44 protein-coding genes and 2 tRNA genes are annotated in these 25,763 nt (G+C 51.7%); 42 read left to right on the plus strand and 4 right to left on the minus strand.

The features are described from left to right. Nucleotides 1-268, plus strand: a 268-nt coding sequence (locus tag D1159_RS03545) for a hypothetical protein (RefSeq protein WP_161844322.1), incomplete at its 5' end; no start/stop codon positions are given. A gap of 475 nt (nucleotides 269-743) precedes the next feature. On the opposite strand, the gene D1159_RS03550 is transcribed toward D1159_RS03545, so the two are convergent. Together D1159_RS03550 and D1159_RS03555 are read right to left on the minus strand one after the other, a co-directional pair. Then, nucleotides 744-1,556 (minus strand): site-specific integrase, encoded by an 813-nt coding sequence (locus D1159_RS03550; RefSeq protein WP_161844323.1) that lies wholly within the window; start codon nucleotides 1,554-1,556, stop codon nucleotides 744-746. Between the two features lie 909 nt (nucleotides 1,557-2,465). Then, nucleotides 2,466-2,816 (minus strand): hypothetical protein, encoded by a 351-nt coding sequence (locus D1159_RS03555; protein WP_161844324.1) that lies wholly within the window; start codon nucleotides 2,814-2,816, stop codon nucleotides 2,466-2,468. A 71-nt stretch (nucleotides 2,817-2,887) separates the two neighbouring features. On the opposite strand from D1159_RS03555, the gene D1159_RS03560 reads away from it, so the two are divergent. Then, nucleotides 2,888-3,361 carry a hypothetical protein gene (locus tag D1159_RS03560; RefSeq protein ID WP_161844325.1) on the plus strand — a complete coding sequence of 158 codons (474 nt, stop codon included), beginning with the start codon at nucleotides 2,888-2,890 and terminating at the stop codon, nucleotides 3,359-3,361. Here D1159_RS03560 and D1159_RS03565 read toward each other — a convergent pair. Continuing rightward, nucleotides 3,342-3,641: a hypothetical protein gene (locus D1159_RS03565; protein WP_161844326.1), complete on the minus strand. Its 300-nt coding sequence runs from the start codon at nucleotides 3,639-3,641 to the stop codon at nucleotides 3,342-3,344. The genes D1159_RS03560 and D1159_RS03565 overlap by 20 nt on opposite strands. Before the next feature lie 287 nt (nucleotides 3,642-3,928). Between D1159_RS03565 and D1159_RS03570 the strand changes: the two genes are divergently transcribed. From D1159_RS03570 to D1159_RS03585, 4 genes are all read left to right on the plus strand, one after another. After that, nucleotides 3,929-4,129, plus strand: coding sequence for a helix-turn-helix transcriptional regulator (locus D1159_RS03570; RefSeq protein ID WP_161844327.1), 201 nt, complete (start codon nucleotides 3,929-3,931; stop codon nucleotides 4,127-4,129). A 15-nt stretch (nucleotides 4,130-4,144) separates the two neighbouring features. Then, a complete protein-coding gene (locus D1159_RS03575) occupies nucleotides 4,145-4,336 on the plus strand; it encodes a helix-turn-helix transcriptional regulator (RefSeq protein WP_161844328.1) in 192 nt (63 codons plus the stop codon). A gap of 23 nt (nucleotides 4,337-4,359) precedes the next feature. Beyond that, complete coding sequence (locus D1159_RS03580) at nucleotides 4,360-4,581, plus strand: hypothetical protein (protein ID WP_161844329.1); 222 nt, start codon at nucleotides 4,360-4,362, stop codon at nucleotides 4,579-4,581. 62 nt (nucleotides 4,582-4,643) lie between these two features. Next, complete coding sequence (locus D1159_RS03585; RefSeq protein ID WP_161844330.1) at nucleotides 4,644-4,799, plus strand: hypothetical protein; 156 nt, start codon at nucleotides 4,644-4,646, stop codon at nucleotides 4,797-4,799. Here the strand turns inward: D1159_RS03585 and D1159_RS03590 are convergent. After that, a complete protein-coding gene (locus D1159_RS03590) occupies nucleotides 4,794-5,030 on the minus strand; it encodes a hypothetical protein (protein WP_161844331.1) in 237 nt (78 codons plus the stop codon). The two genes, D1159_RS03585 and D1159_RS03590, sit on opposite strands and share 6 nt — an antisense overlap. Before the next feature lie 52 nt (nucleotides 5,031-5,082). On the opposite strand from D1159_RS03590, the gene D1159_RS03595 reads away from it, so the two are divergent. The 36 genes from D1159_RS03595 to D1159_RS03775 all read left to right on the plus strand — a co-directional run bounded on the left by D1159_RS03595 (nucleotide 5,083) and on the right by D1159_RS03775 (nucleotide 25,759). Beyond that, complete coding sequence (locus D1159_RS03595) at nucleotides 5,083-5,295, plus strand: helix-turn-helix transcriptional regulator (RefSeq protein WP_161844332.1); 213 nt, start codon at nucleotides 5,083-5,085, stop codon at nucleotides 5,293-5,295. Nucleotides 5,296-5,591: 296 nt separating this feature from the next. Continuing rightward, the gene (locus D1159_RS03605) at nucleotides 5,592-5,900 is read left to right on the plus strand and encodes a hypothetical protein (protein WP_161844334.1); all 309 of its coding nucleotides are present in this window, start codon (nucleotides 5,592-5,594) and stop codon (nucleotides 5,898-5,900) included. Between the two features lie 25 nt (nucleotides 5,901-5,925). Next, complete coding sequence (locus D1159_RS03610) at nucleotides 5,926-6,087, plus strand: hypothetical protein (RefSeq protein WP_161844335.1); 162 nt, start codon at nucleotides 5,926-5,928, stop codon at nucleotides 6,085-6,087. A 356-nt stretch (nucleotides 6,088-6,443) separates the two neighbouring features. Beyond that, entirely contained in the window at nucleotides 6,444-6,650 is a 207-nt protein-coding gene (locus tag D1159_RS03615; protein ID WP_161844336.1) for a hypothetical protein, read from the plus strand. A 148-nt stretch (nucleotides 6,651-6,798) separates the two neighbouring features. Beyond that, complete coding sequence (locus D1159_RS03620; RefSeq protein WP_161844337.1) at nucleotides 6,799-7,725, plus strand: ParB N-terminal domain-containing protein; 927 nt, start codon at nucleotides 6,799-6,801, stop codon at nucleotides 7,723-7,725. Continuing rightward, the gene (locus D1159_RS03625; protein ID WP_161844338.1) at nucleotides 7,715-8,497 is read left to right on the plus strand and encodes a DUF6551 family protein; all 783 of its coding nucleotides are present in this window, start codon (nucleotides 7,715-7,717) and stop codon (nucleotides 8,495-8,497) included. The genes D1159_RS03620 and D1159_RS03625 overlap by 11 nt, the downstream gene beginning before the upstream one ends. 134 nt (nucleotides 8,498-8,631) lie before the next feature. Next, a complete protein-coding gene (locus tag D1159_RS03630; RefSeq protein ID WP_161844339.1) occupies nucleotides 8,632-9,219 on the plus strand; it encodes a lytic transglycosylase domain-containing protein in 588 nt (195 codons plus the stop codon). A gap of 164 nt (nucleotides 9,220-9,383) precedes the next feature. Beyond that, a complete protein-coding gene (locus D1159_RS03635; RefSeq protein WP_161844340.1) occupies nucleotides 9,384-10,013 on the plus strand; it encodes a reductase in 630 nt (209 codons plus the stop codon). Between the two features lie 13 nt (nucleotides 10,014-10,026). Further along, nucleotides 10,027-10,200, plus strand: coding sequence for a hypothetical protein (locus D1159_RS03640; protein WP_161844341.1), 174 nt, complete (start codon nucleotides 10,027-10,029; stop codon nucleotides 10,198-10,200). Nucleotides 10,201-10,258: 58 nt separating this feature from the next. Then, the gene (locus D1159_RS03645) at nucleotides 10,259-10,534 is read left to right on the plus strand and encodes a hypothetical protein (protein ID WP_161844342.1); all 276 of its coding nucleotides are present in this window, start codon (nucleotides 10,259-10,261) and stop codon (nucleotides 10,532-10,534) included. A gap of 42 nt (nucleotides 10,535-10,576) precedes the next feature. Next, nucleotides 10,577-11,536, plus strand: coding sequence for an ATP-binding protein (locus D1159_RS03650; protein ID WP_161844343.1), 960 nt, complete (start codon nucleotides 10,577-10,579; stop codon nucleotides 11,534-11,536). Beyond that, nucleotides 11,536-12,153: a hypothetical protein gene (locus D1159_RS03655; protein WP_161844344.1), complete on the plus strand. Its 618-nt coding sequence runs from the start codon at nucleotides 11,536-11,538 to the stop codon at nucleotides 12,151-12,153. The genes D1159_RS03650 and D1159_RS03655 overlap by 1 nt, the downstream gene beginning before the upstream one ends. Then, nucleotides 12,150-12,842, plus strand: a complete 693-nt coding sequence (locus D1159_RS03660; RefSeq protein WP_161844345.1) for a putative HNHc nuclease — start codon at nucleotides 12,150-12,152, stop codon at nucleotides 12,840-12,842. The genes D1159_RS03655 and D1159_RS03660 overlap by 4 nt, the downstream gene beginning before the upstream one ends. Nucleotides 12,843-12,883: 41 nt before the next feature. Then, a complete protein-coding gene (locus D1159_RS03665; protein WP_161844346.1) occupies nucleotides 12,884-13,195 on the plus strand; it encodes a hypothetical protein in 312 nt (103 codons plus the stop codon). Next, nucleotides 13,176-13,325, plus strand: a complete 150-nt coding sequence (locus D1159_RS03670; RefSeq protein ID WP_161844347.1) for a hypothetical protein — start codon at nucleotides 13,176-13,178, stop codon at nucleotides 13,323-13,325. Before D1159_RS03665 ends, D1159_RS03670 begins: the two co-directional genes overlap by 20 nt. Nucleotides 13,326-13,371: 46 nt before the next feature. Further along, a complete protein-coding gene (locus D1159_RS20165) occupies nucleotides 13,372-14,034 on the plus strand; it encodes an HNH endonuclease (RefSeq protein WP_161844348.1) in 663 nt (220 codons plus the stop codon). Next, the gene (locus D1159_RS03680; protein ID WP_161844349.1) at nucleotides 14,024-14,458 is read left to right on the plus strand and encodes a single-stranded DNA-binding protein; all 435 of its coding nucleotides are present in this window, start codon (nucleotides 14,024-14,026) and stop codon (nucleotides 14,456-14,458) included. The genes D1159_RS20165 and D1159_RS03680 overlap by 11 nt, the downstream gene beginning before the upstream one ends. A gap of 76 nt (nucleotides 14,459-14,534) precedes the next feature. Next, nucleotides 14,535-15,233 (plus strand): hypothetical protein, encoded by a 699-nt coding sequence (locus tag D1159_RS03685; protein ID WP_161844350.1) that lies wholly within the window; start codon nucleotides 14,535-14,537, stop codon nucleotides 15,231-15,233. Next, nucleotides 15,230-16,045, plus strand: coding sequence for an ATP-binding protein (locus D1159_RS03690; RefSeq protein WP_161844351.1), 816 nt, complete (start codon nucleotides 15,230-15,232; stop codon nucleotides 16,043-16,045). Before D1159_RS03685 ends, D1159_RS03690 begins: the two co-directional genes overlap by 4 nt. Then, complete coding sequence (locus D1159_RS03695) at nucleotides 16,042-16,479, plus strand: hypothetical protein (RefSeq protein WP_161844352.1); 438 nt, start codon at nucleotides 16,042-16,044, stop codon at nucleotides 16,477-16,479. Before D1159_RS03690 ends, D1159_RS03695 begins: the two co-directional genes overlap by 4 nt. Then, nucleotides 16,476-17,288, plus strand: a complete 813-nt coding sequence (locus D1159_RS03700; RefSeq protein WP_161844353.1) for a site-specific DNA-methyltransferase — start codon at nucleotides 16,476-16,478, stop codon at nucleotides 17,286-17,288. Before D1159_RS03695 ends, D1159_RS03700 begins: the two co-directional genes overlap by 4 nt. Further along, nucleotides 17,285-17,626 (plus strand): hypothetical protein, encoded by a 342-nt coding sequence (locus D1159_RS03705; RefSeq protein ID WP_161844354.1) that lies wholly within the window; start codon nucleotides 17,285-17,287, stop codon nucleotides 17,624-17,626. The genes D1159_RS03700 and D1159_RS03705 overlap by 4 nt, the downstream gene beginning before the upstream one ends. Continuing rightward, entirely contained in the window at nucleotides 17,623-18,252 is a 630-nt protein-coding gene (locus tag D1159_RS03710; RefSeq protein WP_161844355.1) for a DNA cytosine methyltransferase, read from the plus strand. Before D1159_RS03705 ends, D1159_RS03710 begins: the two co-directional genes overlap by 4 nt. Further along, complete coding sequence (locus D1159_RS03715; protein WP_161844356.1) at nucleotides 18,240-18,686, plus strand: hypothetical protein; 447 nt, start codon at nucleotides 18,240-18,242, stop codon at nucleotides 18,684-18,686. The genes D1159_RS03710 and D1159_RS03715 overlap by 13 nt, the downstream gene beginning before the upstream one ends. Then, a complete protein-coding gene (locus tag D1159_RS19480; protein ID WP_243152098.1) occupies nucleotides 18,676-19,359 on the plus strand; it encodes a hypothetical protein in 684 nt (227 codons plus the stop codon). The genes D1159_RS03715 and D1159_RS19480 overlap by 11 nt, the downstream gene beginning before the upstream one ends. A gap of 510 nt (nucleotides 19,360-19,869) precedes the next feature. Continuing rightward, entirely contained in the window at nucleotides 19,870-20,052 is a 183-nt protein-coding gene (locus D1159_RS03725) for a hypothetical protein (RefSeq protein WP_161844358.1), read from the plus strand. After that, nucleotides 20,039-20,188: a hypothetical protein gene (locus D1159_RS03730; RefSeq protein WP_161844359.1), complete on the plus strand. Its 150-nt coding sequence runs from the start codon at nucleotides 20,039-20,041 to the stop codon at nucleotides 20,186-20,188. The genes D1159_RS03725 and D1159_RS03730 overlap by 14 nt, the downstream gene beginning before the upstream one ends. A 1-nt stretch (nucleotide 20,189) precedes the next feature. Further along, nucleotides 20,190-20,405 carry a helix-turn-helix transcriptional regulator gene (locus D1159_RS19485; RefSeq protein ID WP_161844360.1) on the plus strand — a complete coding sequence of 72 codons (216 nt, stop codon included), beginning with the start codon at nucleotides 20,190-20,192 and terminating at the stop codon, nucleotides 20,403-20,405. Between the two features lie 161 nt (nucleotides 20,406-20,566). Then, nucleotides 20,567-20,642: transfer RNA gene (locus tag D1159_RS03740), tRNA-Thr, on the plus strand. 633 nt (nucleotides 20,643-21,275) lie between these two features. Next, complete coding sequence (locus tag D1159_RS03745; RefSeq protein WP_161844361.1) at nucleotides 21,276-21,980, plus strand: BRO family protein; 705 nt, start codon at nucleotides 21,276-21,278, stop codon at nucleotides 21,978-21,980. A gap of 208 nt (nucleotides 21,981-22,188) precedes the next feature. Then, a tRNA-Ser gene (locus D1159_RS03750) sits at nucleotides 22,189-22,265 on the plus strand. A 164-nt stretch (nucleotides 22,266-22,429) separates the two neighbouring features. Beyond that, a complete protein-coding gene (locus D1159_RS03755; RefSeq protein ID WP_161844362.1) occupies nucleotides 22,430-22,657 on the plus strand; it encodes a hypothetical protein in 228 nt (75 codons plus the stop codon). Then, complete coding sequence (locus D1159_RS03760) at nucleotides 22,657-22,872, plus strand: hypothetical protein (RefSeq protein ID WP_161844363.1); 216 nt, start codon at nucleotides 22,657-22,659, stop codon at nucleotides 22,870-22,872. The genes D1159_RS03755 and D1159_RS03760 overlap by 1 nt, the downstream gene beginning before the upstream one ends. After that, nucleotides 22,869-23,501 carry a hypothetical protein gene (locus tag D1159_RS03765; protein ID WP_161844364.1) on the plus strand — a complete coding sequence of 211 codons (633 nt, stop codon included), beginning with the start codon at nucleotides 22,869-22,871 and terminating at the stop codon, nucleotides 23,499-23,501. The genes D1159_RS03760 and D1159_RS03765 overlap by 4 nt, the downstream gene beginning before the upstream one ends. A gap of 25 nt (nucleotides 23,502-23,526) precedes the next feature. Continuing rightward, entirely contained in the window at nucleotides 23,527-24,033 is a 507-nt protein-coding gene (locus D1159_RS03770) for a terminase small subunit (protein WP_161844365.1), read from the plus strand. 364 nt (nucleotides 24,034-24,397) lie between these two features. Then, a complete protein-coding gene (locus tag D1159_RS03775) occupies nucleotides 24,398-25,759 on the plus strand; it encodes a PBSX family phage terminase large subunit (RefSeq protein WP_161844366.1) in 1,362 nt (453 codons plus the stop codon). Nucleotides 25,760-25,763 lie beyond the last annotated feature (4 nt).

The following is a 25,763-nucleotide window of genomic DNA, read 5'->3' on the forward strand; positions in this document are numbered from 1 at the left end:
GCGGTATACCTTGCTGGCCGCGCTTTACACCTGCCGCAATGAGATGCTGGGGCTTTCCGCCGCCCAGCCGCAGATTGCGGCTTACGCTGAAGCTGCCGCAGGAGCAGAGGACGCCTTGGACCAGTACGGCGACAGCGACTTTCTCCGCGCCGTGGCGGGGAGACCGCCCTCTAAAGCGTGGATGGTCATGGATGAGCTCATGGATACTCTCCGGGTGGTGAATCCAAGAGCCTATGACGGCGTCATGAGAAAGCTGCGTAAGATTTGAAAAGAGGGGGCGTAAGCTCCCTCTTTTCATCTCCAAATATATTTTCCTGTGTCGAGTGAGAAAACAGCGTTTACACACGGCTGGCAGATATCAGCAACCAACTGATCGTTAGTGGGCTCTCCTGCGAAGCAGAATATGACCTGGCCAGCCGAGACAGGACGTATATTTTTCCTGAGAACAAAGAACTGCATGGCCGGATAAAAGAAAAAGAGGAAAAGTAACGGTTACTTACACGTTACTAACAAATCGGTTAAGACCATAAAAAAGAAAACTCCTAGAGCCGTTGCGGCTCTAGGAGTTCCTATGGTGGAGACTACTGGACTCGAACCAGTGACCTCCTGCGTGTGAAGCAAAAATAGAAAGAACTTGTATTGAATCATACCCATATATACCAGCATTTTCAACGGTTTTATGAAACTAAAATCAAGCATATAACGGTATGTATTGATTTGGTTACTAACAAATTACAAACAAATCAGTCTCTCTCCACAGCCCTTACAAGTTCATCTACGTCCGTATGTACGTAGATGTTTGCCGTTGTGCTGTAGTCCGCGTGTCCCAAAATCTTTTGGAGGATTTCTGGCGGCATCCCCACCTTTCGCGCCCGGCTGGCGTATGTGTGCCGGGTGGCGTGAGGGGTCTTCCGCTCTATGCCCAGCTTATCCAGCAGGGGGTAGTAGTCCCGTTTGCGGAAATTGTTCGGCACACACTGGCCTGTGTATCCTGATAACAGCAGCGGCCCGTCTGCTTGGGCGGCGAAGTAGGCAAAATATCCACGCCCCTCCGGGCGAATCGGGATCACTCGGTTTCTTCCTGCTTCTGTCTTTTCCCCACCAACAACATAGGTTTCGTGGTAGTCCTTTAGTGGAAGAAAAAACAGCTCCCCAATGCGCATCCCGGTGTAGATCAGCATGAGGATGATCTTTGCTGTTTCACTGCCGTCGGCCTCCAGCTTTTCAATGTCGGTATCGGAGAAGATTTCTTTTTCCTTTTTAATATTCTCAGGCAAACGGACAAATTTAGCAAAATTGGTGGCCAGCAGTTCTTCCCGCACAGCCCAGCAGGACATTTGCGTGATAAGCTGCTTGTGCTTGGAAAGGGTGGAGTGAGACTGCTTCATGTAAGGGTCAAGGACTGCTTGGAAGTCCGCTGTCCGCAGGTCCCGGAACTTCTTTTTGTGAAGCGGCTCAAATACATCATAGGCCCGATTGTAAGATGCAATACCATTCGGCCCAATTTCTTTATAATGTTCTGTTTTCCATGCCTCGAACACATCCGTAAAGGTCATATTATACCGCTCATCCAGAGAACGGCCCGTAAGGCGATTTAAGGCCTCCAGGGCGGCGGTTTTGGTCTCGTAGCATCCGATAATAGTCCTGTTCTTGGCCGCCGCCCACGGGCGTCTCCTGCGGCCCTGGAGCTTATATACGGTTCCTGCCCCGTTTGCTCTCTTTAGAGCCTTGCGTGGCTCTCGGTCTTGACGTATACCACAGTAGGGGCAGAATTTCCCATCGCCTGGGATATCAGCTCTACACTTCCGGCATTGCACATAACCGCCTCCTATAGTTCCGCCCCGGTATGGATACCGGGGCGGTGGTTATCTTTTGGCTAAGACCCAACTGTGGCCGCAGTTTTGGCACAGGCAAACTTTTTGCATGACTGTTTTTGTTTTTGCCTCTCCTTTTGATTTCTTCCACACTAGGTTAGACATTCCGAACGTACACATTGCCGTGAGGGCTCGCGCGGTGTTGTTTGCGTGGCCTCCCAGCCCAACACCAGTCTTTTTGGTTTTACTTCCGATTTCTTCCATTGATATAGTGACGTTTTCTCCGCCACACTCTGGACAAATCATAATTTTTCCTCCCTTCTATATTTACCGCTATCCAGCGGGTGGACCACAAAAAATTTTGACTTTCCTTAATTTTGACAAATCACGCGCCCGTATAACTATATAATTTCGTCGAGCGCTATATATAGCGCTCATGCTGTAGGGCCCTACAGCATGATATTCTTTGTATTCGGGGGATGAATTCAATGGATGTGAGGGAAAAGCTGCTGAAACAAGCAGAACACATGGAAGAACAGGAACGTGAGGAATACATAGACTTTCTGCACCGGCTATTTGAACGTGTGGATAGCTTCGGAAAGCCAACAAACATACTAGAAAAATACGAACGTCTTACAGGTGAAAATAAGGTTAAGGCTGATCGTTATCTTGACGTTCTAGTAGAAAGTCAAGATAACTGTCAAGGAGGGCCGCGTTTTCAGTCGTGAGACGCTTTATTTTTCTATCCCTCTCCGGCTCCCCGCTTTGCGGGGGGCTTTCCTTTTGCCCTGCCGGGGCCGGGTCATCGGTGTTGCCGAGGAGGTAGTCGGTGGAGGTCGAAAGTTCCTGAGCAAGAATGAATATCTCTGTATTGCTCAAAGACGCCTTTCCCTTTCGGACCTCTGTCAGTTTTCCACGATAAGCCCCAATTGCATTATTAAGATGGGTTAATGATACGCCACGCTTTTCTCTCAAAAATTCAATCCTGTCTGATGTGGTCATGCAGAATCACCTCTTGATTTCTGCGGAAGTGCAGAATATAATATACCTATACCAACAAAGGAGGAAAAATTATGATGCCTGATGAATACATGGAATACAGAGAGTACAGCAAAAAGCACGATGGCATGACCATTGTAGACAGTCAAGGGAACGAACTGTATAATCCGCTGTACGATGTGGACGAAAGTTCTTTAAGCAAAGTAGACCGTCTCGGTCTTGCATACTGCCGATTTAATAATTACCATTGGGACGAGATTGTTTGTCCAAAACCGGAAGGGTTTGACGATTTGCCAAATCACGATAGATACGGCCTTGAAAGAATTTCCCATCCGTTTATTATGTCTGTTCTGTCAAAGCTGTTTCCGAAAAAATACGCAAAAAAAGTTACAAAGTATGATCTCGTTATGCCTATTATGCGCGGTATTGAATCAGAAATCGGAGAGCCCAATACATCCCGCTGTCATTGGGTCTATGGCATGAAAAAGACAGAGGAAGAATGGAGAGAGTGGTACTACACAGAGCGTTTTAAGGGATTAGATTGCTGATTCTGTCAAGCCATTTATCTACGCCCTCTTTTTGGGCCTGTTCTACAACCGCCCGTCCCTCTGGGCGTATGTGATAAGTCACCTTAACAGTTCCATTAAGAAAGCCGCCCTCACCATCGGGAATGCCGCCGGAAGCATGGGACGATATTAAGTTCTCTTTTCTTAAGAGATTTATTGTTTCGTTGGGGCGTTCCCCAGCCAGCGCATCGACTTCCGATTCACTCAAGTCATGTTTGTAAAGCGACTCCAATAAATTGAATGATATTTTGTCGATCAGCATATTTATTTCTCCCTTTCTGACCCCGCCAATGGCGGGGTTGTTTATTTTTAACAGCAGAAATAGTGTTTATTTAGTTAATACGACAATATTCTGTGAAAGTGCAGAATTAGACTTGACTTCTGCAAAAACACAGAATATAATAATCTCATGCTTGACTTGAGGGCAACAAAAACCCAGGCCCCCAATTTTGCGGGCTTTTGAAAAAATATTAGGTTTGTTGGCACTTCCTATATTAAATGGTTTCTGTTGCAATGTCAAGCTCAACTTATTATTTCTGGAGGTGAAACATGGGACTGAAAGAGGCTCGAAAGCGGGCCGGACTTACGGCGGCAGAGGCTGGGCGGGCCGTTGGGGTTTCCGCCCAAAACGTCTACAACTGGGAGGCCGGGTCTTATCTGCCGGAGGCGGCACGGCTAAAGCAGCTGGCGAAGCTGTATGGCTGTACGGTGGACGAGTTGCTTTCCGACCTGGATAGCGATTCAGTATAAGGAGGTGGTAATTTGTTGGAAAAAATCAAGGCGCTGTGCAAGGAGCGCGGCGTTTCCCTTCAAGAGGTCGGGAGATCGTGCGGTTTCGGCGAAAAGAGCATCTACGCTTGGGGGGAAAAGCCCCCAGCAGCCATTGAACGTGTCAAGCGTGTGGCGGACTATTTTGGCGTTACCGTGGACGAGCTGCTGGCCGATACCAGCACGTGAAAACAATAAAAGGAGGAAAAGCAATGGACACCATTGAGACAATGACCGCGGCGGAGGCGACAGAATGGCTCCGTGCGCGTGGCATGAGGATTTCGTCGCAGATGCTGGTACGCGGCATTCGGGCGCACGAGTTCCCGTTCGGGAATGTGATTCCGCCGGAGAAGGACGGGGAAGCACCGCGTACGTTTGTGTATAAGGTCCTGCTGGAGGAGTGGGCGGCGGAACGCATTAGGCGGAAAGAATGAAAAATCCCCACTCCTGCTGACACAGGGACGGGGAAGGCATCAAGCGGAAAGGAGGAGACGCTTTGACGAAAGCAGATATTTTTCACGCCACGAAAGAGGTTTTCGAGAGTAAAGACGCACATGAAGTTGCAAAAATGATCCAATCTGAGCAATGGGTGATTGTAAACGCAGCGTTTCAGGGACCGGATATTTGCTGGTGCCTGGTGAGGATACTATAGGCTTCCCTCCAAATATCCGGGATCGTATTTAAAAGGGACAGGCTTTGGATAGACTGGCTCACCTTCGGCCCACGCAAGAACATAATGCGGAGTTTGATGGTTGCTGCCTGGTGTCTGAGTATCATAGGCGGAGTGATAGATATGGATGAGCGTCCACCCATGGGATAAGTAGTTGTTCGCCTCTTTCCAGTCTGTAAGTTCTTGAATGACACGAACTTCTGAATAGTCCATTGGTTGCTCCTTTCACAATGAGGTCAGTTTTACTGGCAAGGAGGGTCTGCCCATGCGAGAAAACCTGAAAGCCGCCCGCAAGGCGGCGAAGCTGACGCAGCAGGAAATGGCGGACAAGCTGGGGGTACATGAACGCTATTACAAGGCGATAGAGAGCGGCGAACGCCTGGGGGCCATTTGGATGTGGGACAAGCTGGAAGATTTGCTCGGCATCAATCAGCGTGTTTTGCGAGAAATTCATCCCGGCAAAGAAGATAGTCAGTAGACACGTCCAGATAGTCAGCAATCTTAATTAGGGTTGAAAAGTATGGCTCCCTATCTCCGCTTTCATAGGCCCTATACGACCGAAGACCTATCCCGAGTATTTCAGCCATTCCCTGGGCCGTTTTGCCGTGTTCTTTGCGGGCCTGGTTGAGCCGCTCCCCGAATGTCATAGCAAACCCCCTCCTTTTAGTGTTCATATTGTACACCATAAAAATAGTTCTTGACAGTGCGCTAATAGAGCACTATAATAAAGGCGAGAATAGTGCTCGAATAGAGCACTATAAAGGAGGAACCAACATGGCAATGACGGCAACCCAGCAGATCACCATCAGCTCCAAGGAGCGGGTCTGCATCAACTGTACGCAGTACCGCCAGTGCTGGCGGGAGGACCCCGTACCGGGGGAGGTCTACAAGACCATGACCCCGCTCAGCTTTGGTTACTGCATCCTGCATGAGCGCCAGCGCGGGGTCCTGTACCGGCCCTGCAGGGACTACGAAGTAAAAGAAAACTCCCGGCATCTGGAAAGGCAGACGCCGGAGAGAAAAGAGGTGAGAGACGATGGCGAAACCGAATCGAATGGTCAGCGTACATCGCTGTTTCTTTGAAAACCATGCAGCAGAGGTCAAGAACGTGATCGGCCTGATGACAAAAAGAGACAGCCTGAGCAATGATGACCTTCAGGCTGTCAGGGTATTGACGGACCTCTACGAGGACCTGATTATTCACGGCAAAGGAATTGGTGCGCTGAATCAGGCAGATTGTAGAAGTAATGGTTCTTTAGAATCCCAATGAAAATGATGCCTTCTTCGCCGGTGAACTTCTCAAAGTGGTCGTAAAAGAGATGTTCTTCTTTTGTCAAAGGATTCCCGTCAAATCCATCTGGGTACCTAAAGAACCACAAGCTATTGGTGGCCTGTACATATGAATCTGCGAACTTGGACAACTCCTCGTTAATGTCCTGTGCGGTGCACTTCATTGTGGATAGGTCGCAATACAAAACAAATTGGAGCACTTGCCTTCCCTCCTCTCTCCGAATACTCGGCTTGGCAGAGCCTGTACTTGGATTATAGCAGGAGGACAACCACAAAACAACAAAAAGCGCCCTTGCCGGTAAGTGCATACCAGCAAGGGCAGAGGGGAGTGACATAATGCCACGCTCAAAAAAGACAGACGCCCAGCGGCGGGCGGAGCGATTCAACGAGCACTATCGCGTTGGAAAGGCCCGTCTGCAATTACATGAGCCGGAAATTGCCGCCACGCTGGGCATGGGAGAATCTACGCTCCGGAAGTACAAACGAAGACCAGATATGTTCTCTCTTGGGCAGCTCGTACGGCTGGGCCGGGTGTTCGATTGACCTGATGAGGTCTTCCTGGACATCATTAGAGCGCAAAAATAGCCCCATCCCTGCTAACACAGGGACGGGGAAGCAGGACCCAACCAGCCAAAATCAGCCCCACTGTCTTGATTATACCTCAGACAGTGGGCAGAAGCAAGGAGGAGAAATGGACCACTTTATAATTGACCCGGAATTCCGGGACAAGATACCAGCTCCGTCTGCGGAGGAATTTTCCAAATTGGAGGAGAACATCCTTTCTGATGGAGAAGTCCGAGAGCCGATTGTTGTCTGGAACGAAACGATTGTTGACGGACACCACCGTTGGAAGATCATCCAAGCTCACCCAGAAATTAAGTACAAGGTAAAGCAGATGGATTTCCCTGACAAATGGGCGGCGATTGCCTGGATGTGTAGGAACCAGTTGGGGCGGAGGAATCTTACCGATAGGCAAAAAGCATATCTGATTGGAAAGCAATATGAAGCGGAACGAATGACCGAAGGTGCCCCCGCAGGGAACCAAAATGCAAAAAAACAACTTGACCAAAATGGTCAAGTTGATTCGCTACCCACTCGTAAACGCATTGCAATTGAAACTGGAACCAGCGAAGGACATGTACAACGCTCAACCGAATTTTCTAGTGGTCTCGACGCAGCCGAAGTTGCTTCCCCTGGCATCCGGGAATCCGTCCTTTCCGGCGAAGTGAAGGCCCCCAAGAACTTGATTTCCGAAATCCGCAATATCCCGGAAGAGCGCCGCGCGGAGGTAGTAGAGGCAATCAAGCATGGGGACACCGACACAGCGAAAGCGATTATTCACTGCGCGTCTCCAGCGTATGAGGAACAGGATGAGGTGCAGGAGGAAGACCGCCCCGCTTATAACATCGAGGATTTTCGGGGTGACCTCACCGCGGCGGTAAAAACGTTTGAGTTTGCGCTCCGACAGCACATGGTCCTGGCCCATATGGATATCCTCAAGACCGAGGATGGACGGGAAACGGCAGAGGCTGTCCTAAAGAAAGCGCAGGAGATCATCAAGCGCTATTTCCTGCATATTGAAAGTATCAAACGGGGAGGAAGCAGACGTGGCACCTAAGATTGATTATGTCCTTTTGGATATTAACACAAAGGACATCTACATCGACGAGCTGGGCCAGCGGGACGTTAACCGCCGCCGCGCACAATTTAATACCATCATGAGGACCTTTGACGAAAACCTTGTGCAGCCTGTTTCGGTTGCGTTTATCGACGGGAAATATTACTGCTTCGATGGGCAGATGACGATGAAGGTCTTGAAGGCTAGGAACGGGGGCCGGGACCTGTGTGTAAAATGCAGGGTCTATAACGGCATGACAAAGCTGGACGCCGCAAAAATGTTTATCCGGCAGCGCGGTACGACCAGCCGGATAAATCTGGCGGACCAGATCAGGGTCAACGGCAATTACGGAGACCAAGCATCTATTGATTTTCAACGGCTCACAGAGGAAAACGGATTGGAAATCTCATGGACGGGAAGCAAGGCAAAAAACTCCGTTGTCGCAGTCAGTACATTATGGTCAGAGTTCAACGCGTTCGCGGATAATGAGATGTATTCCTCTTATATTCGTGTCATCAAGCAGGCCTGGGATGGTGACCCATCCGGAAGCCAAGCGGCGATTTTAAAGGGCCTTGGGCTGTTCATGCGGACCTATAAGGGCAAGGCCAAAGAGGATATCCTTATTGCGAAGCTGAACAAGAAGCGGCCAAACGACATCGTGCGGGACGCCCAGGCAGACCGGACAAGCGGCCCCAGGAAGTACGCCGTCCAAATTTTACAGGCCTACAATTTTTCCGCCCGAGAAAAGGACAGACTCCCAAATCTCCTGTAAGCAAAAAGAATGCCCCGTCGGATGTAGGGCATCCAACGGGGCGCGAGGGCCTTTGACCTGCCCCTGATGCGCTCCCTGCTGGAGGAGGCGGTGGAACGCCTTGAACTCAAACGAAATACAAAGGAGGAATTCCAATGCAGCGGAGTAAGTACCAAGGAAGAGTGACGGCGATTACGGGGGCGCTTCTGGCGGGGCTGTGCCTTTTGCCGGCGCCGGGCGGACGGGCGCAAGCGCCCGGGGCCCAAGCCCTCACGGCGGCGGGGCTCCAGGCGGCGGCGCCGGAGCTGGAATTGGTCCGGCATCGCTATTTGTCCGCAAACCATGTTGCGCCCATGGCGGCCGCGCCTGGGGAATCGGCGTACCGCCCAGATGTCCCCCTGAGTCCGGAGCTGCAAGGGGCGCTCTATGACGCCTGCGATACATACGGCATCCCCTACGCGGTAGCCCTGGGCCTCATTGAGGTGGAGAGCAATTTTGACCCAATGGCAGTGAACTCAACGTCCGGCTGCTATGGCCTGACCCAAATCTCTCCGGTATATTTCCCCAGCGGATTGAGCCCCGCGGAGAACATCCGCGCCGGGATGGCCTACTTAGGGGAGCAGCTGGAGCGGTATGGTGGGGACCTTCCCGCCGCCCTGCAAAGCTATCACGACGGACACGACACAGGAAAACGCTGGTACGCCAACGCCGTGCTGGAGGCGGCGCGAAAATATGGTAAATAAAATTGGGTAAAACAGGAAAAGTATGCGAATATGTGTTAAGCCTGTCCTACGGAAAGGATAGCCTGGCCTGCCTGGGTGCCATAGAGGAATTGGGCTGGCCGCTGGACCGCATTGTACATTCTGAGGTGTGGGCTACAGATACCATACCAGCAGACCTACCGCCAATGGTTGAGTTTAAGGCAAAGGCGGACTCCATTATCAAGGATTGGTGTGGGATCGAGGTGGAGCGCATTCGAGGCCATTTGACCTATGAGCAAGCATTTTATAGGATTCTTGGCGGAGATAAGCGCTCTGGAGAAATATATGGGTGGCCGTTTCCGAAAGGGCCGTATTGCAACAGTGATGTAAAAATGCCACCACTTGACAAAGTTGAGCGTAGCGGAATTGTTTATGTTGGTATTGCCGCAGACGAACCGAACCGCTTTCACAATCTATCAGATACCAAAAAAAGCCCACTTGTTGAGGCCGGATGGACAGAATCGATGTGTCAAGAATGGTGCAAGGAGAACGGCTTGTTGTCTCCAATTTATACCACAGTTACTCGTGGCGGTTGCTGGTTTTGCCACAATCAAAGTGTTAATCAGCTACGGCTTCTACGCCGGAATTATCCGGAATACTGGACGCTGATGCTCAAGTGGGACAGCGATAGTCCTGTATCATTTCACTCAGATGGACATACGGTTCACGATTTTGAGCGGCGATTTCAAGCGGAAGATGATGGATTTCTATCAGCGGATGATAAAAATTTTCGGTGGTCTATGCTAGATGAATCATTGAATTACAGACTTTTTTAGAGGAGGAATCAGGATGCGAGTGAACACCTGGGTAAAACTGACCCACTTTGCGGCGGAGCTGCTATGCGGGGAGCAGGTGAAGCTGTGCAGCGCGGGGGAGACCCTGCTGGCGGCGTACCTGGACGGGCGGATGGTGCGCCTGTGCCTGGATGCCGCGGGCGTCCCCGTTGTGTCTTCAGCGGAATAAAGATAGCCGCCTATCCGGCGAGCAAAACCGGACAGGCGGCGGGAAAGGGCGTATCACAATGAAATACATAGCTAGAATACCACAGCTTCAGCTGAATTGCAAGTGGTCCGGCGTGATGTTCAGCTCTTGGGGGGACGTGCAGCAGGATGAGCCGCGTGGATACTGCGCCGTCTGTCAGGCGGAGCTCTACCAATACGACGAGGGGGATCTATGCCCAGAGTGCGGGGCAGAACAAGGAGGGGATGACGCCTCTTGTGAGACCCGGATGTTCAGCCAGGATAGGGAACCCGCTGCTGCTGCGGATTTGAGCAACATCCCTGTAAGGCATCTGTAAAAAAGTAGTTGTCCCTATTTGGGACAGAAAGGATTGACTGCTATGATTGTTCAGCCTGCGTCTATGGATTTTTCCAATCAGAGGTTTTCCTCCATTATCTACGGTTCCCCAGGCGTTGGAAAGACCACCCTTGCCCTGTCTGCCCCAAACCCGATTCTCATTGATTTTGATCGAGGCGTGTCCCGGGTCAGGGCCAATCACAGGACGCCCACCATTATGTGTGATACCTACGAGGAGGTTTTGGCTGATATCCGCTCTAAGGAAATGGCGGAGTATGAGACCATTGTCATTGACACCGGCGGCAGCTTTGTGACCTTTCTGAAGGACTGGGCATTTCGCACGCAGCCCGGATGCAAAACCAAGGGAGGCGACTTCAACTCCCTGAAGGGCTTCGGCTTTGTAAAGAACGAGTTTAACCGATTTACAGAGGAGCTTAAAACCATCCAAAACAAGAATGTTATCTATGTGTTCCACTCCCAGGAGCAGAGCGACAAGGATGGGAGCGCTACCCAACGCCTGCTCTGCGAAGGTTCCGTACGGAACACGGTGTGGAACCCCTGCGACTTTGGTGGATACGTGCAGATTATCAACGGCAGGCGATATATCTGTTTCTCTCCAGAGCAGGAGTACTTCGCCAAGGGCTGCCACGGCGTCACCGGTAAGCGTGAGATTCCAGAGCTTGGTGAGGATGACGTTAATTGCTTTATGACCCGACTGTTTGAAGAGGCAAGGACTAATATCACAGCGGAAAATGAGCAATTCGCCCCTCAGCGTGAGAAATATGAGGCGGCAATGGAGCGGGGCAGGGCCCTGATTGGGGCAGTGGTTGACGTGGATACCGCAAATAAGACCCTTCCGGATTTTCAGGCGATTGATCATGGCCTGACCTCCAGGAAGGAGCTGACTATACTGTGGAATGCTAACGCCAAAAAGCTGGGGCTTTTCTATGACCGGGTGCTTGGGAAGTACACACCGGCCCCAGAGCCGAAGGAGGTGGTCTGATGGCTTTTCTCATTACCCAGTCGCTGGTTTCCGCATGGGCCTATCTGTTTGACTGTGCGGAGGGGCAGGAGGACGTGGCCAGGGCGGAATTTGAGCGGACGCTCCACAGAGAAACGGGGGAGCGGACTGAGGCGATGCAGGCTGGAATTGACTTTGAAAATGCCGTTTACGCGGACGCCGCGGGCTTGCCCTACAGCGCCCCCATGTGGGAGAACGGGATAAAGAAGGTGTCTGACTTTATTCAGGGCGCTCAGGTGCAGGTAAAGCTTTCCCGGCCCATTGAGGTGGACGGCGAGGAATATCTGGTCTACGGAGTCCTGGACGCCCTGCGGGCCGGAATCATCTACGATGTGAAGTTTACTTCCGCAAAGGGGGGGCTGGGAGGCCGTGACTTTTATGGGAAATACCTCGACAGCCCCCAACACCCTTTCTACTTCTATCTGGTCCCGGAGGCCCGAGCGTTTTGCTACCTGCTCTCTGACGGGGAAGACGTCTATGTGGAGCCCTATTTCCCAAATGAGTGCCGGAGCGCTGAGTCCATCATTCGAACGTTTATCCATTCAATTGCTGAAATGGGCTATCTGAACCTTTATAGGGAGAAGTGGGTGGCGAAGTGAAATCACCTGTTGATACTGCGAAGGGCCGGATTGTGGGGTACGACGAAAAGCGTGGCGAGCTTTTGATTCGAGCCACCTATGACGATATTCACAATTTGTGCAAGCGGAAGTATAGGGAATGTCTGGTGCAGCTGGTAGATAGCCGCCCCCTGTCAGATAAGCAGCGAAGAACCTGTTACGCGCTGATCCGGGAGATATCCAACTATACCGGAATGGGGGCGGACCCGACAAAAGAGTGGATGAAATTGAAATTTATCTTGGATGACCTAAACGAGACTGCTGATAAGATTTTCAGCCTGAGCAACGCCCCTATGTCTCTGGTGTGCGCCTTTCAACGATTTTTGGTGCGCTTCATCCTGGATTGGGATATCCCCTGTTCTTTTCCACTGCTGAACTTCGTGGACGATGTGCAGGATTATATCTACGCCTGTCTAATATCCAAAAAGTGTTGCATAACCGGACAACCCGCCCAGCTCCACCATGTGGACCGGGTTGGCATGGGCCGGGACCGCAGCGACATCCTCCACGAAGGGCTGGAGGCGCTGCCGCTCTCTCCAGAGCTGCATCAGGAGGCCCACACCATGTCGGACCGGGAGTTTTTCGACAAGTACCATCTCCCCGGCGGGATCGTCTTGGATAAGACCCTGTGCCGCATCTGGCACTTGGGAAAGCAACGCCGGGGCCAATAGCAGGTATGTGTTCCTGCATCAACACAAAAAGGAGAGTAAACATGGTGACTAAAAATTTCCCCCGCGACTATTTGCGCCGGGAGTTGGATTTACCTTTTGCATCTGTTGAGAACCACATTGTAGACCAGAGCCGCTGGTCCATCCATCACGAAATTGTTTTCCGGGACAAGGACGGAAAATTCTACCAGACCTGTTACAGTGTTGGCGCAACGGAGTGCCAGGACGAGGGCCCTTGGGATGACGAGCCTGTTGTGCAGTGCGTTCAGGTCGAGCAACAGAAGGTGCTTGTGCTGAGGTGGGTTCCTGTAGAGGGAGACGAGAAGGAGACCCCTGATGGACTGGACACCCCTTGACATCAATACCCCCGCCGAGCGGGACGCGGTGTGCCTGGCGCTTTACCACGCTGGGTACACCGTCCGCCAGCGGCGGCGGAAGGACGGGAATAAGACCGTAATTTACATCGAATACAGGAGGGAGACATAGTGCTCAATCACATTACCATCATGGGCCAAATTGGGTGTTGTCGCTTGTGAGAACCTGGAGCCATGAGGAAGTAAAAGTTCTAACAGAAAACTATAATTCTGTTTCAAATTCAGAACTTTTACGTTTGATACCGACCAAAAGCGCACAAGCCATATATAAAAAGGCTTATAAGATGGGCTTTAGAAAGAAAAAAGAGATCGAGTTTCGTAATAGGTCAGAAGCAAGGAGGAGAGAAAATTCCTTGAACTGGAACGGTGGCCGTAGGCACACAGCAAAAGGCTACGTACAAATACTTATGCCAGAGCACCCAAGGGCTGATTCTTCTGGATATGTTATGGAGCACATTGTTGTATGGGAGAACGCAACCAGGATTCCTGTTCCCAATAATTGCTGTGTTCACCACCTAAACGGAGATAAAAGCGACAATCGAATTGAAAATTTGTGCTTAATGGATTCTATAGCACACACAAAATTTCACCACATCGGGAGTAAGCGAAGCGAAAAAACAAAGTTAGTCCTTTCTAAAAAAGCAAAAGAGAGATTTGCAGACAAGAGAAATCATCCATTTTATAAAGATATAGATGTAGCAGAGCTTGTGAAGAGACGGGGGTGCGGTGAGAAAGTTTCTGACATATGCGCCGAATACGGAATATCAAAAAGCACGTTTTATTGCAAATTGAAGGAGGCTTTTACACAAAATGCTCAATAAAATTTTCGTTCAAGGCAGGTTAACAGCTGATCCAACTTTGCGCAGCACCCAGTCCGGCACCTCCGTTGCCAACTTCGCCCTGGCGGTGGACCGGGATTTTAAGGACAAGCAGACCGGCGAAAGGGCCGTGGATTTTATCGACGTTGTGGCCTGGCGGCAGAAGGCGGAGTTCGTGGCAAAGTACTTCTCCAAGGGCAGCATGGCGGTGGTGGATGGCAGGCTTGAGATCCAGGTCTGGACGGACAAGGAGGGCAACAAGCGCCGCTCCGCCCAGGTTGTGGCGGAAAATATCTACTTTGGCGGCGCAAGGCGGGAGAGCGACGGGGGCAACGCCCCAGAGTCATCCCTGCCTCCCTACGAGCCCACAATGGATGGAGACGCCTACGGGGACCTGCCGGACGACGACGGCGATCTGCCCTTCTGATTTAAGGAGTGCGATTATGGATGGATTGAATATAGCTTGTTTTCCGTGGCTACCGAAAGAATAGGGATATGTTTGTATGACGTACATTGACTATCTGAACGACTTCAACCAATGGCTCGAAAGCAACCCTCTGCCGGGAAATGCTCAGTTACTGTACTTCAGGTTATTGAACGTCTTTAACCGGGCTGGATGGCCGGAGCAGGTGCAAGTAGATACCCTGCGATTGATGCTTATGATGGATTGTCGGAAAGACGCCGCTTATCGCGCGCGGGACAGGCTGCGGGATGCCGGGTTTATCCAATACCGGAAAGGGAAAAAAGGTTCGCCCACGGCTTATTTTCTGTCCGATAAAGCGACAGTATCCGCGACAGAAAACGCGACAGTATCCGCGACAGAAAACGCGACCCATATAAAGACTAAGACTAAGACTAAGACTAAGACTAAGACTAAGACTAAGACTAAGAGAGTATCACCCCCTGTATCCCCCTCGCCGGGTGAGGTGTTTGGCGGAGCACTGTTGGAGGCGGTGGAGGAATGGCTTGCTTACAAGCGGGAAAAACGACAGGGGTATAAACCCACGGGGCTTCGGTCACTGCTGTCCCAAATCCGCAAGAAGGCGGACACCCACGGCGAGGAGGCCGTCTGCGCGCTTATCCGGGAGTGTATGGCGTCCAACTGGCAGGGGATTATCTGGGAGAGGCTGGAAAAGGGAGCAAAACGGGAAAAAGAAGCTGGGTTTGTCTACGACCCGGGAGACTTGGAGGGCAGCTTATGAGTGAGTTTGACACAATCATTAACAGCCTGACGCACAAATCGGAGAAAAGAGCGGCGGAAGGGGACTATCAGCGGGGCGGTCTGCTCCACTGCGGCGTATGCGGAATGCCAAAGCAGTGCCGAGTGGAGTACGGCGGGAAGATACTGACTGTGGGCTGTATGTGCCGGTGCGAGGAGGTGGCCTGGGAGCGGGAGAAACGGAAATCCGAGGAAGAGCAGCGGATGATCCGGATCAAAAAGCTGCGGGTGAACGGGATCCAAGACAAGGCGGTGCGGGAGTACACGTTTCACACGGCGGAGCCGTCAAAGAATATTTCCCGCTGCCGGAAATATGTGGAGCGCTGGCCGGAGATGCTGTCCAGCAACAGCGGCCTGTTGTTCTGGGGGAATGTGGGGACCGGAAAGACCTACGCCGCCGCCTGTATTGCCAACGCGCTTATTGACCGGGGGGTGCCGGTGCTGGTGACCAGCTTTCTCAAGATTCTCAATTCCGGCTGGGATAAAGCGGCGATCGCCGGCGAGATGAAGCATTTCCCGCTGCTGGTCATCGACGATCTGGGCGCGGAGCGGGAGAATGACTACGCCCTGGAGATTGTGCAGTACGTAGTGGACGAGCGGTACAAAACTGGGAAACCGCTGATTGTCACCACCAACCTGACCAAAAAGGAGCTGGAGAATCCAAAAGACATGCGGTTCGGGCGGATTTACGACCGAGTACTGGAGATGTGTGTGCCAGTATATTTCGACGGCCCGTCCCGCCGGAAAAAGGCGGCGGAGGAGAAAATGCGTCTGGCCCGGGAGGTGTTCGGGTGATTTACATAGGCATAGACCCCGGCAAGGACGGAGCGGTGGCATTCCTGTACGAAGAAGAGCCGCCGGTTATTATGACATTTGAGCACGAGGTATACGCAAAGGCGCTTTCCATAGTAACTGAGCAACTTTGCAAATGCTGCCTGGAGCGCGTATGGACGATGCCTGGAGAAGGCCACAAGAGCCAGGGGGCCCTGATGGAAAACTTCGGCTTCATCAAGGGCCTTTTGACCGCTTACTCTATCCCATATGAGCTTGTAACGCCTCAAAAGTGGAAAAAGGAGTTTCAGATCACCGGAGATAAAAACAGCTCCATCGCCGTATGCAAGCGTCTGTTCCCGGGCGTGAGTTTGAAGAGGACTGACCGCTGCAAAAAAGACCACGATGGAATGGCGGAGGCGCTGCTGATGGCGGAGTATGCGAGGAGGCGGCTGTGAAGGGGAATGTTCGGTGCGCTCTGTACAATGACAATTTCCAGAATTACAAGCGCTATGGAATTCCGAAAGCGCAACTTGTGATTGCGGACATCCCGTACAACATCGGTGTAAACGCTTATGGAAGTTCGCCGCTCTGGTGGAAGGGCGGAGACAGCAGGAATGGAGCAAGCGAAAAGGCCGGAAAAGCGTTTTTTCATACAGACTTTTCCTTCAATATCGCAGAATATTTCCATTTTTGCAATCGACTTCTCAAAAAAGAGCCGAAGGAACGAAATGAAGCCCCGTGCATGGTTGTTTTTTGCTCGTTTGAGCAGCTATCAACGGTTATCCAATACGGAGAGAAATATGGTTTTAAGCACCATATCCCCCTTGTTTTTGTTAAAAATTTTTCTCCACAGGTACTTAAAGCAAATATGAAGATTGTTGGGGCGACAGAATACGGGATGCTGCTGTACAGGGAGAAGCTTCCAAAATTCAGAAACAGCGGCCAGATGGTTTTTAACTGGTTTCCTTGGGAACGGGATGGCTCGAATATTCCTAAAATCCATCCAAACCAAAAGCCCGTCAGAGTGTTGAAGCGTCTGATTGAGGTTTTGACGGACCAAGGCGACGTGGTGATAGACCCGTGCGCTGGAAGCGGAACAACGCTGAGAGCGGCGTATGAGCTTGGGAGAAACGCATATGGGTTTGAGGTTTCAAAGCATTTTGCAAAAGAGGCAAATGCGAAAATGCTGACTGATTTGGAAATGCAGATTGCTGCGGATGAAAAACAGGAAACACTGTTCGATTTGATGGGAGGGCAACTATGACCATAGAAAAAGCGATTAAAACCTTAGAACGAAAAACGACTATTCCAGGAGATGGCTTTTCGTTTGTGCAAATTGAAGAGGCACTAGAAATGGCAATCTCCGCCCTCCGTGCCCAGCAGTCCCGTACACTGGAGAGTTGCGAGATGTGCAGCACCCAATGGACTCAAGCTGACTGGGCAGATGGTGGAGCGCATGATTTCCGCATCGATGGCGACACGCTCTACTATTTTGACGCACAGTTTGGATGGGAAGGTGTCAAAATTAACTACTGCCCATTCTGCGGGCGACCTCTCACCGAGGAAGCTTGGGCGGAGCTGGAACGAAGGATAACGCCATGAGAATCCTTGTTGCCTGTGAAGAATCTCAGGCGGTTACAAAAGAACTGCGCCGCCTTGGGCATGAGGCGTATTCCTGCGATATCGAGCCGTGTTCCGGCGGACATCCTGAGTGGCACTTACAGGTGGATGCGCTGGAACTGCTCAAAATGAAATGGGATATGATTCTCGCTTTTCCGCCCTGTACATACCTCTCCAACGCTGGGGCAAAACACCTTTTTCGAGGCGGACAACTGAATCAAGAGCGATACCAAAAAGGGCTTGAGGCAAAGGCGTTTTTCCTGCGGTTCCTTTCTGCGGACTGCCCAAAAATTGCCGTAGAAAATCCCGTTTCCAGCCGCATTTATGAAATGCCGCCGCATACGCAGGAAATCCAGCCGTGGCTGTTTGGACATCCCATGCAGAAAAAGACCCGCCTTTGGCTGAAAGGACTGCCGCCGCTGATGCCGACGGATATTGTGCAGTATAACTGCGGGTGCCATGAGGCGGGGACGTGGTTTATGAAAGGCGGGAAAGACCGCCAAAAGAACCGTGCAAAGACCTTCCCGGGCGTGGCCCGCGCTATGGCGCAGCAGTGGGCCGGGGAATGTACTGAAACGGAGGATTGGAGGAAACGATGGAACGGCTGACAATTAAAAGCATTTTTGGAGGATGGACAATACACGTTCCAAGGCAGGAGGCAATCGACCGCCTCGCCGCCTACGAGGACACCGGGCTGTCCCCTGAGACAGTGAGTGATCCACTGGAGAGATTTACTTACTTTTACCGTACAGTTGAAGGGCTTGATCTTGTTGATCCTGTACATTTCGGTGCATTTGTGGATCGGGTTAAACGCTGGCAACAGGCCGAGAAGGACGGGCGGCTGATGGTGCTTCCAGTAAAAGAAGGGGCGAAAATATACCGTGTTAGATTTAATTTCGATGGAAATTGTTATGAAATAATAGAAAAGGATTTTGATTTGGGTTTTTTCCGGCCTGGAGACTTTGGAAGGATTATATTTCGGACCCGCGAAGAAGCCGAGGCGGCGCTGAAAAAGAGGGAGGAGGAAGACAATGACAGTTAAAGAGTTGGCGGGAATATTGTCCGGTCGTGAATATGGCGGTGAAATTTACCCACTAGAGGAACGAAACGCCCAAGCTGCTGGCCTGGTTGTGGTGTACGGCTACTCCGATGATAATGTGGAATTTCGGGGTGCCATCGACGACGAGATCGGGGCTTATGAGGAAACCACCATTTATATCAACAAAAGCGGGATTCTTTATGCTCCAACCTCCGAGTGCGACATGGATGAATGCCCTTATCTCAACCAGGCGGTCAAGGAGGCCCGGTCCATCAGAGCCGTATGGCACGACGAGGGCAACCCCTGCTGGACGTTTGAGACGGATATTCCCCATGAGACATTCGACATCTGTGAGGATGGAGAGCTGTTCTGCGTTGGTATCGTGTTCGCTTTGGACGATATTCAGGCTAAAACGCCCAACAACGACCCTTTGACCCTGGACGAACTGCGGGAGATGGATGGTATGCCAGTGTTTGTTACAAAGAACGGGGAAAGCATAGGATACGCTTTGATATACTCACCTTGTAGCATTGTTTACATAACCTGTGCGACAGGAAGTAAGCGGGATTTTTCAGAAAGAGTACCAGGGCCACAAAATCGACCCAGACCATCTGAAAAAGGAACTGGGCGACTGCCTGTGGATGATTGCGGAGGCCTGTACCGCACTGGGGCTTGACTTGGAAAGCGTGATGCGGGCCAACATCAAAAAGCTCAAGGCCCGGTATCCGGACGGATTTGACACCGGCCGCAGCCTTCACCGGGAGGCTGGGGATGTTTAGAGAAAGTATGGTGATGGACTTGGAAGAGGAGGCGGAACGCCGTGGTTGACTGGACCAGACCGTTCAGCGTTGGGCCAATAGCTGTATGGGACGGCGGAAAGCTGCCGGGGGCCCGACGGCCCTGGAGCGGCGGAGATCCGGCAGATACAGAGGGGAAACACAAGGCAGGAATTATGTGCTACGACAGCCAGGAGCGGATTGACGGCTGCCTTGAGCGCTGCCCTCTGCCTGAGTGCAATCCACACAAAAAGGGATGCCTTCTACAAGTGAGGGAAATACCAAAGCCAACGAAAGTCAGCCGGGAAATCTACGCTCTGTGGAACAGCGGACTGGGCATAAAGGAGATCGCCGAAAAGACAGGGAAGACACAGGGCTGCATCTCAGGGCACTTGAGACGGTTTGGCCCTGTGGTAAAGGAAAGAGCCGCGGCACAGCGCCAGAAGGCGCTGGCGCAGGCGAGAGAGATGATCGGCCAGGGGTACAGGGCAGAAGAGATTGCCGCGCAGCTGGGTTTAGGGAAAAGAGTGGTCCTGCAATGCGAAAGAGAACTGAAAAACGGGAAAAGAGGTGAAAAAAATGAAACTCTTTGAGTTTATGGTTGGTGGATTTTACTTCGCGGTTGGAACGGTATGCGTGTGTGCCGCGGCGGTGATTGTTGTGTCCGCTGCCTGTGTAATCTATAAGATTATCAGAGACAGCACCCGGCGAGAGGACAGGGGGAACTGATGTGGCTGAAAGCGAATTCCCAAAGAGGCTGAGAAGACTGAGAGAAGAGCAGCGCAAGAGCCGTAAAATTGTTTCGGAGCTGTGCGGACTTCCATCAGATGCTGTACGGAGGTATGAAAGAGGGGAATCAAAACCGACAATGGATGCGCTGATTAAGATTGCGGACCATTTCGAGGTATCACTTGATTACCTGACCGGGCGCATAAATTATCGATAAAATTTTTAAAATTCCCCTTTTAAGGGGATCTTGGATGACCCGCATGGTTTACACTGACTATGCGGGTCAGTCTATGCCCCGTGTTCATTCCATCCTCCTCCCTCCTTGCCCTGTAATGGGCGGTGGGGCAAACGCTTCGCCGCCCTATCAGGGTCCTCCATGCCGCTGTAGCTCAGTTGGAAGAGCAGCACGAGGTACGCCTGTGGACAGTCGACCGTTCGAGTCGGTCCAGCGGCTGTTTGTGTCGTAGTTCTCGGCACAGCATTTACATTGCCCCTTGTGATAGCCTCCCACGATCCGGGATGTGCCGGTAACATGCGGGCGCAAGAGAAACCGCTCCAAAGTACACGGAGCAGCTTTAAACTTCCTGGTAAATGTCAGGCTCTTGAAATCAGGGGATAGAAGAATAGACGGGGGCGCCGCTCGCTACGGCAGAAGGCAGGATAAACACCGGAGACCCGTCCTGCGGAAAAGTTTAAAGCAAGAACCGCCAGCCCCGCGGGACGGAATGGGGCAACCTCCGCTGAAAATCGCTCTTCTGCTGAAAGGTTTCGACTACTGGCCTTATGAATTAGGGTTCGGCGATGGGGAGAACGGGATAAGCGGAAAATATGGGACGCGCACAATGTTGTTAAGGGCGGCCGCCTGGTAGGGAGTGCGCAACGCTGGAGAGGTCGAGAGGGAGAGTATCCAGCAAAAAATGAGCGCCGGGTCATATCAAAAAACGGCCAGCCGGGGAAGGACCGGCACGGCGCTCAATATACGCAGAAACCCGGTGCATGAGCCGGAAACTGCGCCAAGAGAGGAAACGCATGGCGGGATATAACCCCCGCCGCCTCTCCAATCAAATTATGAAAGGAGACCTCTCGAATGAACAAACTGCAAATTTTCAACAACCCCGAGTTTGGGACTGTCCGCACCGTGGAGATTGACGGTGAGCCGTGGCTGGTGGGAAAGGACGTGGCATCGGCACTTGGGTATGCCGACACAAAATCTGCCCTGTCTGACCATGTCGACGCCGAAGACAAGCGAATAATCCAAAGGGGGCAAATCGCCACCTTAGATATTCCGAACCGAGGGCTGACCATCATCAACGAGAGCGGCCTGTATTCGCTGGTTCTCTCCAGCAAGCTCCCTGGCGCAAAGAAGTTCCGCCGGTGGGTAACAGCAGAGGTCCTACCATCCATCCGAAAGGACGGAAGGTACCAGATTAGGCCCATGACCAGTTATCAGCAGCAGAATATCTGCATCCAGAAGGCAAAACTGCTCAATCAGATCGCGTCTGAGTACGATGGTACATACAAGCAAGTCCTTCAGGCCTACGCCACAAAGGAACTCACCGGAGAATTTCTCTTGCCTCTGCCTGCACTGGAGCGTAAGACCTACTCTGCTGCCGAGATCGGTGTGGCGCTCGGGATATCCGCCCACAAGGTCGGAACGATGACCAACTCGAACGGCTTGAAAACCGATAAGTACGGGAAATGGTTCGTGGACAAGTCCGCACACTCCAGCAAAGAAGTGCAGTCGTTCCGATATTATGAGAGTATCATACCCATTCTGCGGGAACTGTTATAACATTTCGGCGGCGCGGGACCTGCGATAGTGCCACATATGCACAGTGCAGGTAGCCGGGGTCGCTCCCCGCAAGGTTCAAGTCCTTGGCTGTGTCCGCAAGCAGAGCGGGCGGGTCGCGAACCACAAACCTGCAAAATAGCCAACAAAGGAAGGAACCATAATGCAGCAAGGCGAAAGCCCCTATGCAGAAACAGCGTTGGCTATAAATACGGGCGCATGTACCAAGGCGGCGAGGGAGACTCCAAATCTCCTTGCGGTGGGTTCGATTCCCTACCGTCCGTGCCAGGCCAGGGAGAAGAAACCGATGATAGCCGCAGATTTATTTGCGAACAGATTCGGTGTGAGTTGGTCGGAGGTCTCCTTGGTCTTATACGGCCCATTAGCTCGAAGGTCGAGCAACCGGCTTTTAACCGGTAGGCCACCAGCAGAGGATTGGGGGAGAAAAGAAAATGAAGGGAATTGAAGTAAGGCACGGAAGCAAAATACAACTTTGCAAAAATGACAAAAGCAAAATCAAGGCATATCAATGCGAACTTTGTGCGCACTTTGATGTTGATGATTTATCCGACGAAACCTTTTGTCATCGGGGATTTTGGCCCGGATGTGGTGATCCAGATGGGTGCAGGGAAGCATTTGAACCAGTAAAAGGGCGAGGAATTATCGGGGCGCATTTATAATGAACCGCCACAAAATCACAACCGCCCGACGGGTGGGTGAAGTCTCCAGCAAATACGGCTATCAGCCCGAATTGTTTGAGAGTGACCTGGAGCAGCATGCAACTGAGAGCGAAGCGCTGTGGCAGGATTTCCGGGCCTGGATGATAGAGCGCAAGGTTGACCCGGAGAAGCTGCGGTATCTGTTCCTTCGGCTGTGGGAGGAGTTTTTGAAGTGATGGTGACAATCATAGCGGCTCTAGCTGTACCGTTTCTGATGGTATTATCTGCGCTGATTTACCGTATCGGATTGTGGACAAGGCCACAAAAAGAACAACTACCAGAACATTTAGAGCCATTTGTAATTTCCGAATACTATGCCCGCACAGAGCAAGCCGCCATCGATATTCTTGAAACCCAGGAACCAGTTGACCAAACTATCATCCTCTGGTGGGGGCTAGACGGGCTGCGGCTGACAGAGGACGGAAAACTGGAGTGGGTGAGCAGGAGAAAACCGAGGCCGGTCGATACAGGGGAACTGCGAGGCTTTGGGAAATATATGGTATTGCAGAACCCGGAACAGCAGATAGCCGCACAGATGGAGCAAATGCGCCAACAAATAAATCAGCCGATGGAACAGACGACGGCTCAGATAGATCAACAGATAAACAGCCTAAGAGCGCAAAACGGCGGTTTGGAACTTCAAATGATACAAAATCTGCGTGCGGCAGCAGTGATGAGTTTACTTCCCATGCCTGGATACATGGGATACAGACCACAGTATCAGCTGACACAGTGCTGTGTGCAACATCCGGCGCAATATCCGCCGTACTTTTATGGCGGGTGCTGCGGGAATTATGTTGGATAGATGATTTTGAGGAGAGGTGGTGGGGATGGCATTAACGCCGAAGCAAAAACGATTTGTACAAGAATATCTGGTGGACCTCAATGCCACTGCCGCTGCAATCAGGGCCGGATACAGCAAAAAGACGGCTGAGGTTATTGGTTATGAAAACCTTAGAAAACCTCAGATTGAAACTGCAATAAATCAGGCCATACAGGAGCGCGAGAAACGAACCAAAATCACCCAGGATATGGTTTTGAAGGAAACCGCGAAATTGGCTTTTTTCGATATTCGGAAGATGTTCGATAAGAACGGGAAGCCGTTAGACATATCAAAGCTGGACGACGATACCGCCGCTGCGCTGGTTGGCCTAGATGTGCAGGATGTTGCAGATAGTGATGGGAACTATGTGGGATTCATCAAGAAATATAAGCTGGCCGATAAAGTTAAGGCTCTTGAGTTGCTTGGAAAGCATTTCGGCACATGGGAGCCGCAGAACAAACAACAGACCTCCATGGAGGACTTGACCGCGCTGGCGGAGAAATTGAGGGTGTGAGAAGATGGAGAAAATGGAAATTAAGCTGAAAGAGTGCTGTTTGACTTGCGAACATTTTTATCTACGCACAGACTTGCTGGGAATTTGCGGCCCTTGTGTTGGTCGCAACAGGGAAATAAGTTGTGTGCATATGGAAGTTTGCAAGATTTACAATGCGAAAGAGCGAGGGGAAGAAGATGAACCGTGAGGATCTCATTTCTTGGTTGAGATGCAATCAGAACCTATCAGACCCAAAAGTTTACGAATTTTGTGGAATTATGGGTTGCCACGGTATGAAATGTTCGGCTTGTAGAGAGGAAGCGGTAAAAGAGGCTGCTGCTTTCATTGAGGCGTTTTTGGGAAAGACGAGTGAGGCAAATGCGAGATGATTCTCACCCAAACCATCCCCTGGGCGGACTTCTCCGACAAGCACAAGCGCTACATAAACGCCGCCCTCGAAAACAAAATATGTGTCGCCGAGGGCGCGATTCGCTCCGGCAAGACAATCGACCACTGCATTATCGCCGCCGCGCACCTGGAGCTGTGCCGGGACAGGATTCACCTTGCGTCAGGCTCTACCATCGGCAACGCGAAGTTGAATATCGGCGTATGCAACGGCTTCGGTCTGGAGGCTCTGTTTCGTGGCCGCTGCAAGTGGGGGAAGTACCGGGACAACGAGGCGCTGTTCCTCTACACCCAGACCGGCGAGAAGGTAGTGGTATTCGCTGGGGGCGGCAAGGCCGACAGCTACAAGCGTATCTTGGGCAACTCCTATGGTTTATGGATTGCTACGGAAATCAACGAGCACTACGACAGCGACGACAGCCGGGAGAGTTTTATCAAGGTCGCCTTTGGCCGTCAAGTTGCGGCGCTGGACCCGCTGGTTTTGTGGGACCTGAACCCCTGTAATCCCAAACACCGGATTTATGAGGACTACATCGACAAGTACCAGCGGGACAAACAGCCAGGGTACCTGTACGAGCATTTCACCATAGATGATAACCTGTCCATTACAGATGAACGCCGGGAGGAAATCAAATCCAGATATGACCCGAACAGTGTCTGGTACAAGCGGGACATTCTGGGCAAGAGGTGTATAGCGGAGGGCTTGATCTATCAGACCTTTGCGGACAACACCAGCGATTTTCTGATTGACGATCCCCTTTCATGGTGCCGCGAGAACAACCAGCGCATCACCCGCGTGATGATTGGTGTGGACTTCGGCGGGACCAAATCGGCGACCACGTTTGTTGCGGTGGGGATCACCAACAAGCTGACCGTGCTGGCCCTGGACCAAGACTGGATGGACAGCAACGACCTGGATCCGGACAAGCTCAACCGGCGGTTTGTGGAGTTTGCGCGGCGGGTGACGGCGATTTACGGTGAGGCTCAGACCAGAGCGGACAATGAGGAATCGGTCCTGATCCGCGGCATCCGAAACGCCGTGCAGCGGGAAAACCTGCGGTGCAGTGTCCACAACGCGAAAAAGATGGAGATCAAAAACCGGATCAAGCTGACCCAACTGCTGATGGCGCAGAAGCGGCTGTATGTGGCCCGGAAGTGTGAGCACCTGATTGATGCGTTCCAGACGGCGGTCTATGACCCGAAAAGCTATGAGGACGTCCGCTTGGACGATGGCACAAGCGATATTGACAGCTTGGATGCGTTCGAATACGGATTGGAGCCCTGGTATCAGCAGTTGTTAAAGTACGGCGAAAAGCCGTACCAGTCAATTTTGGGGAGGTAGGGGG

This window comes from Pseudoflavonifractor sp. 524-17, from assembly GCF_009935845.1.
Classification (GTDB): Bacteria; Bacillota; Clostridia; order Oscillospirales; family Oscillospiraceae; genus Pseudoflavonifractor_A.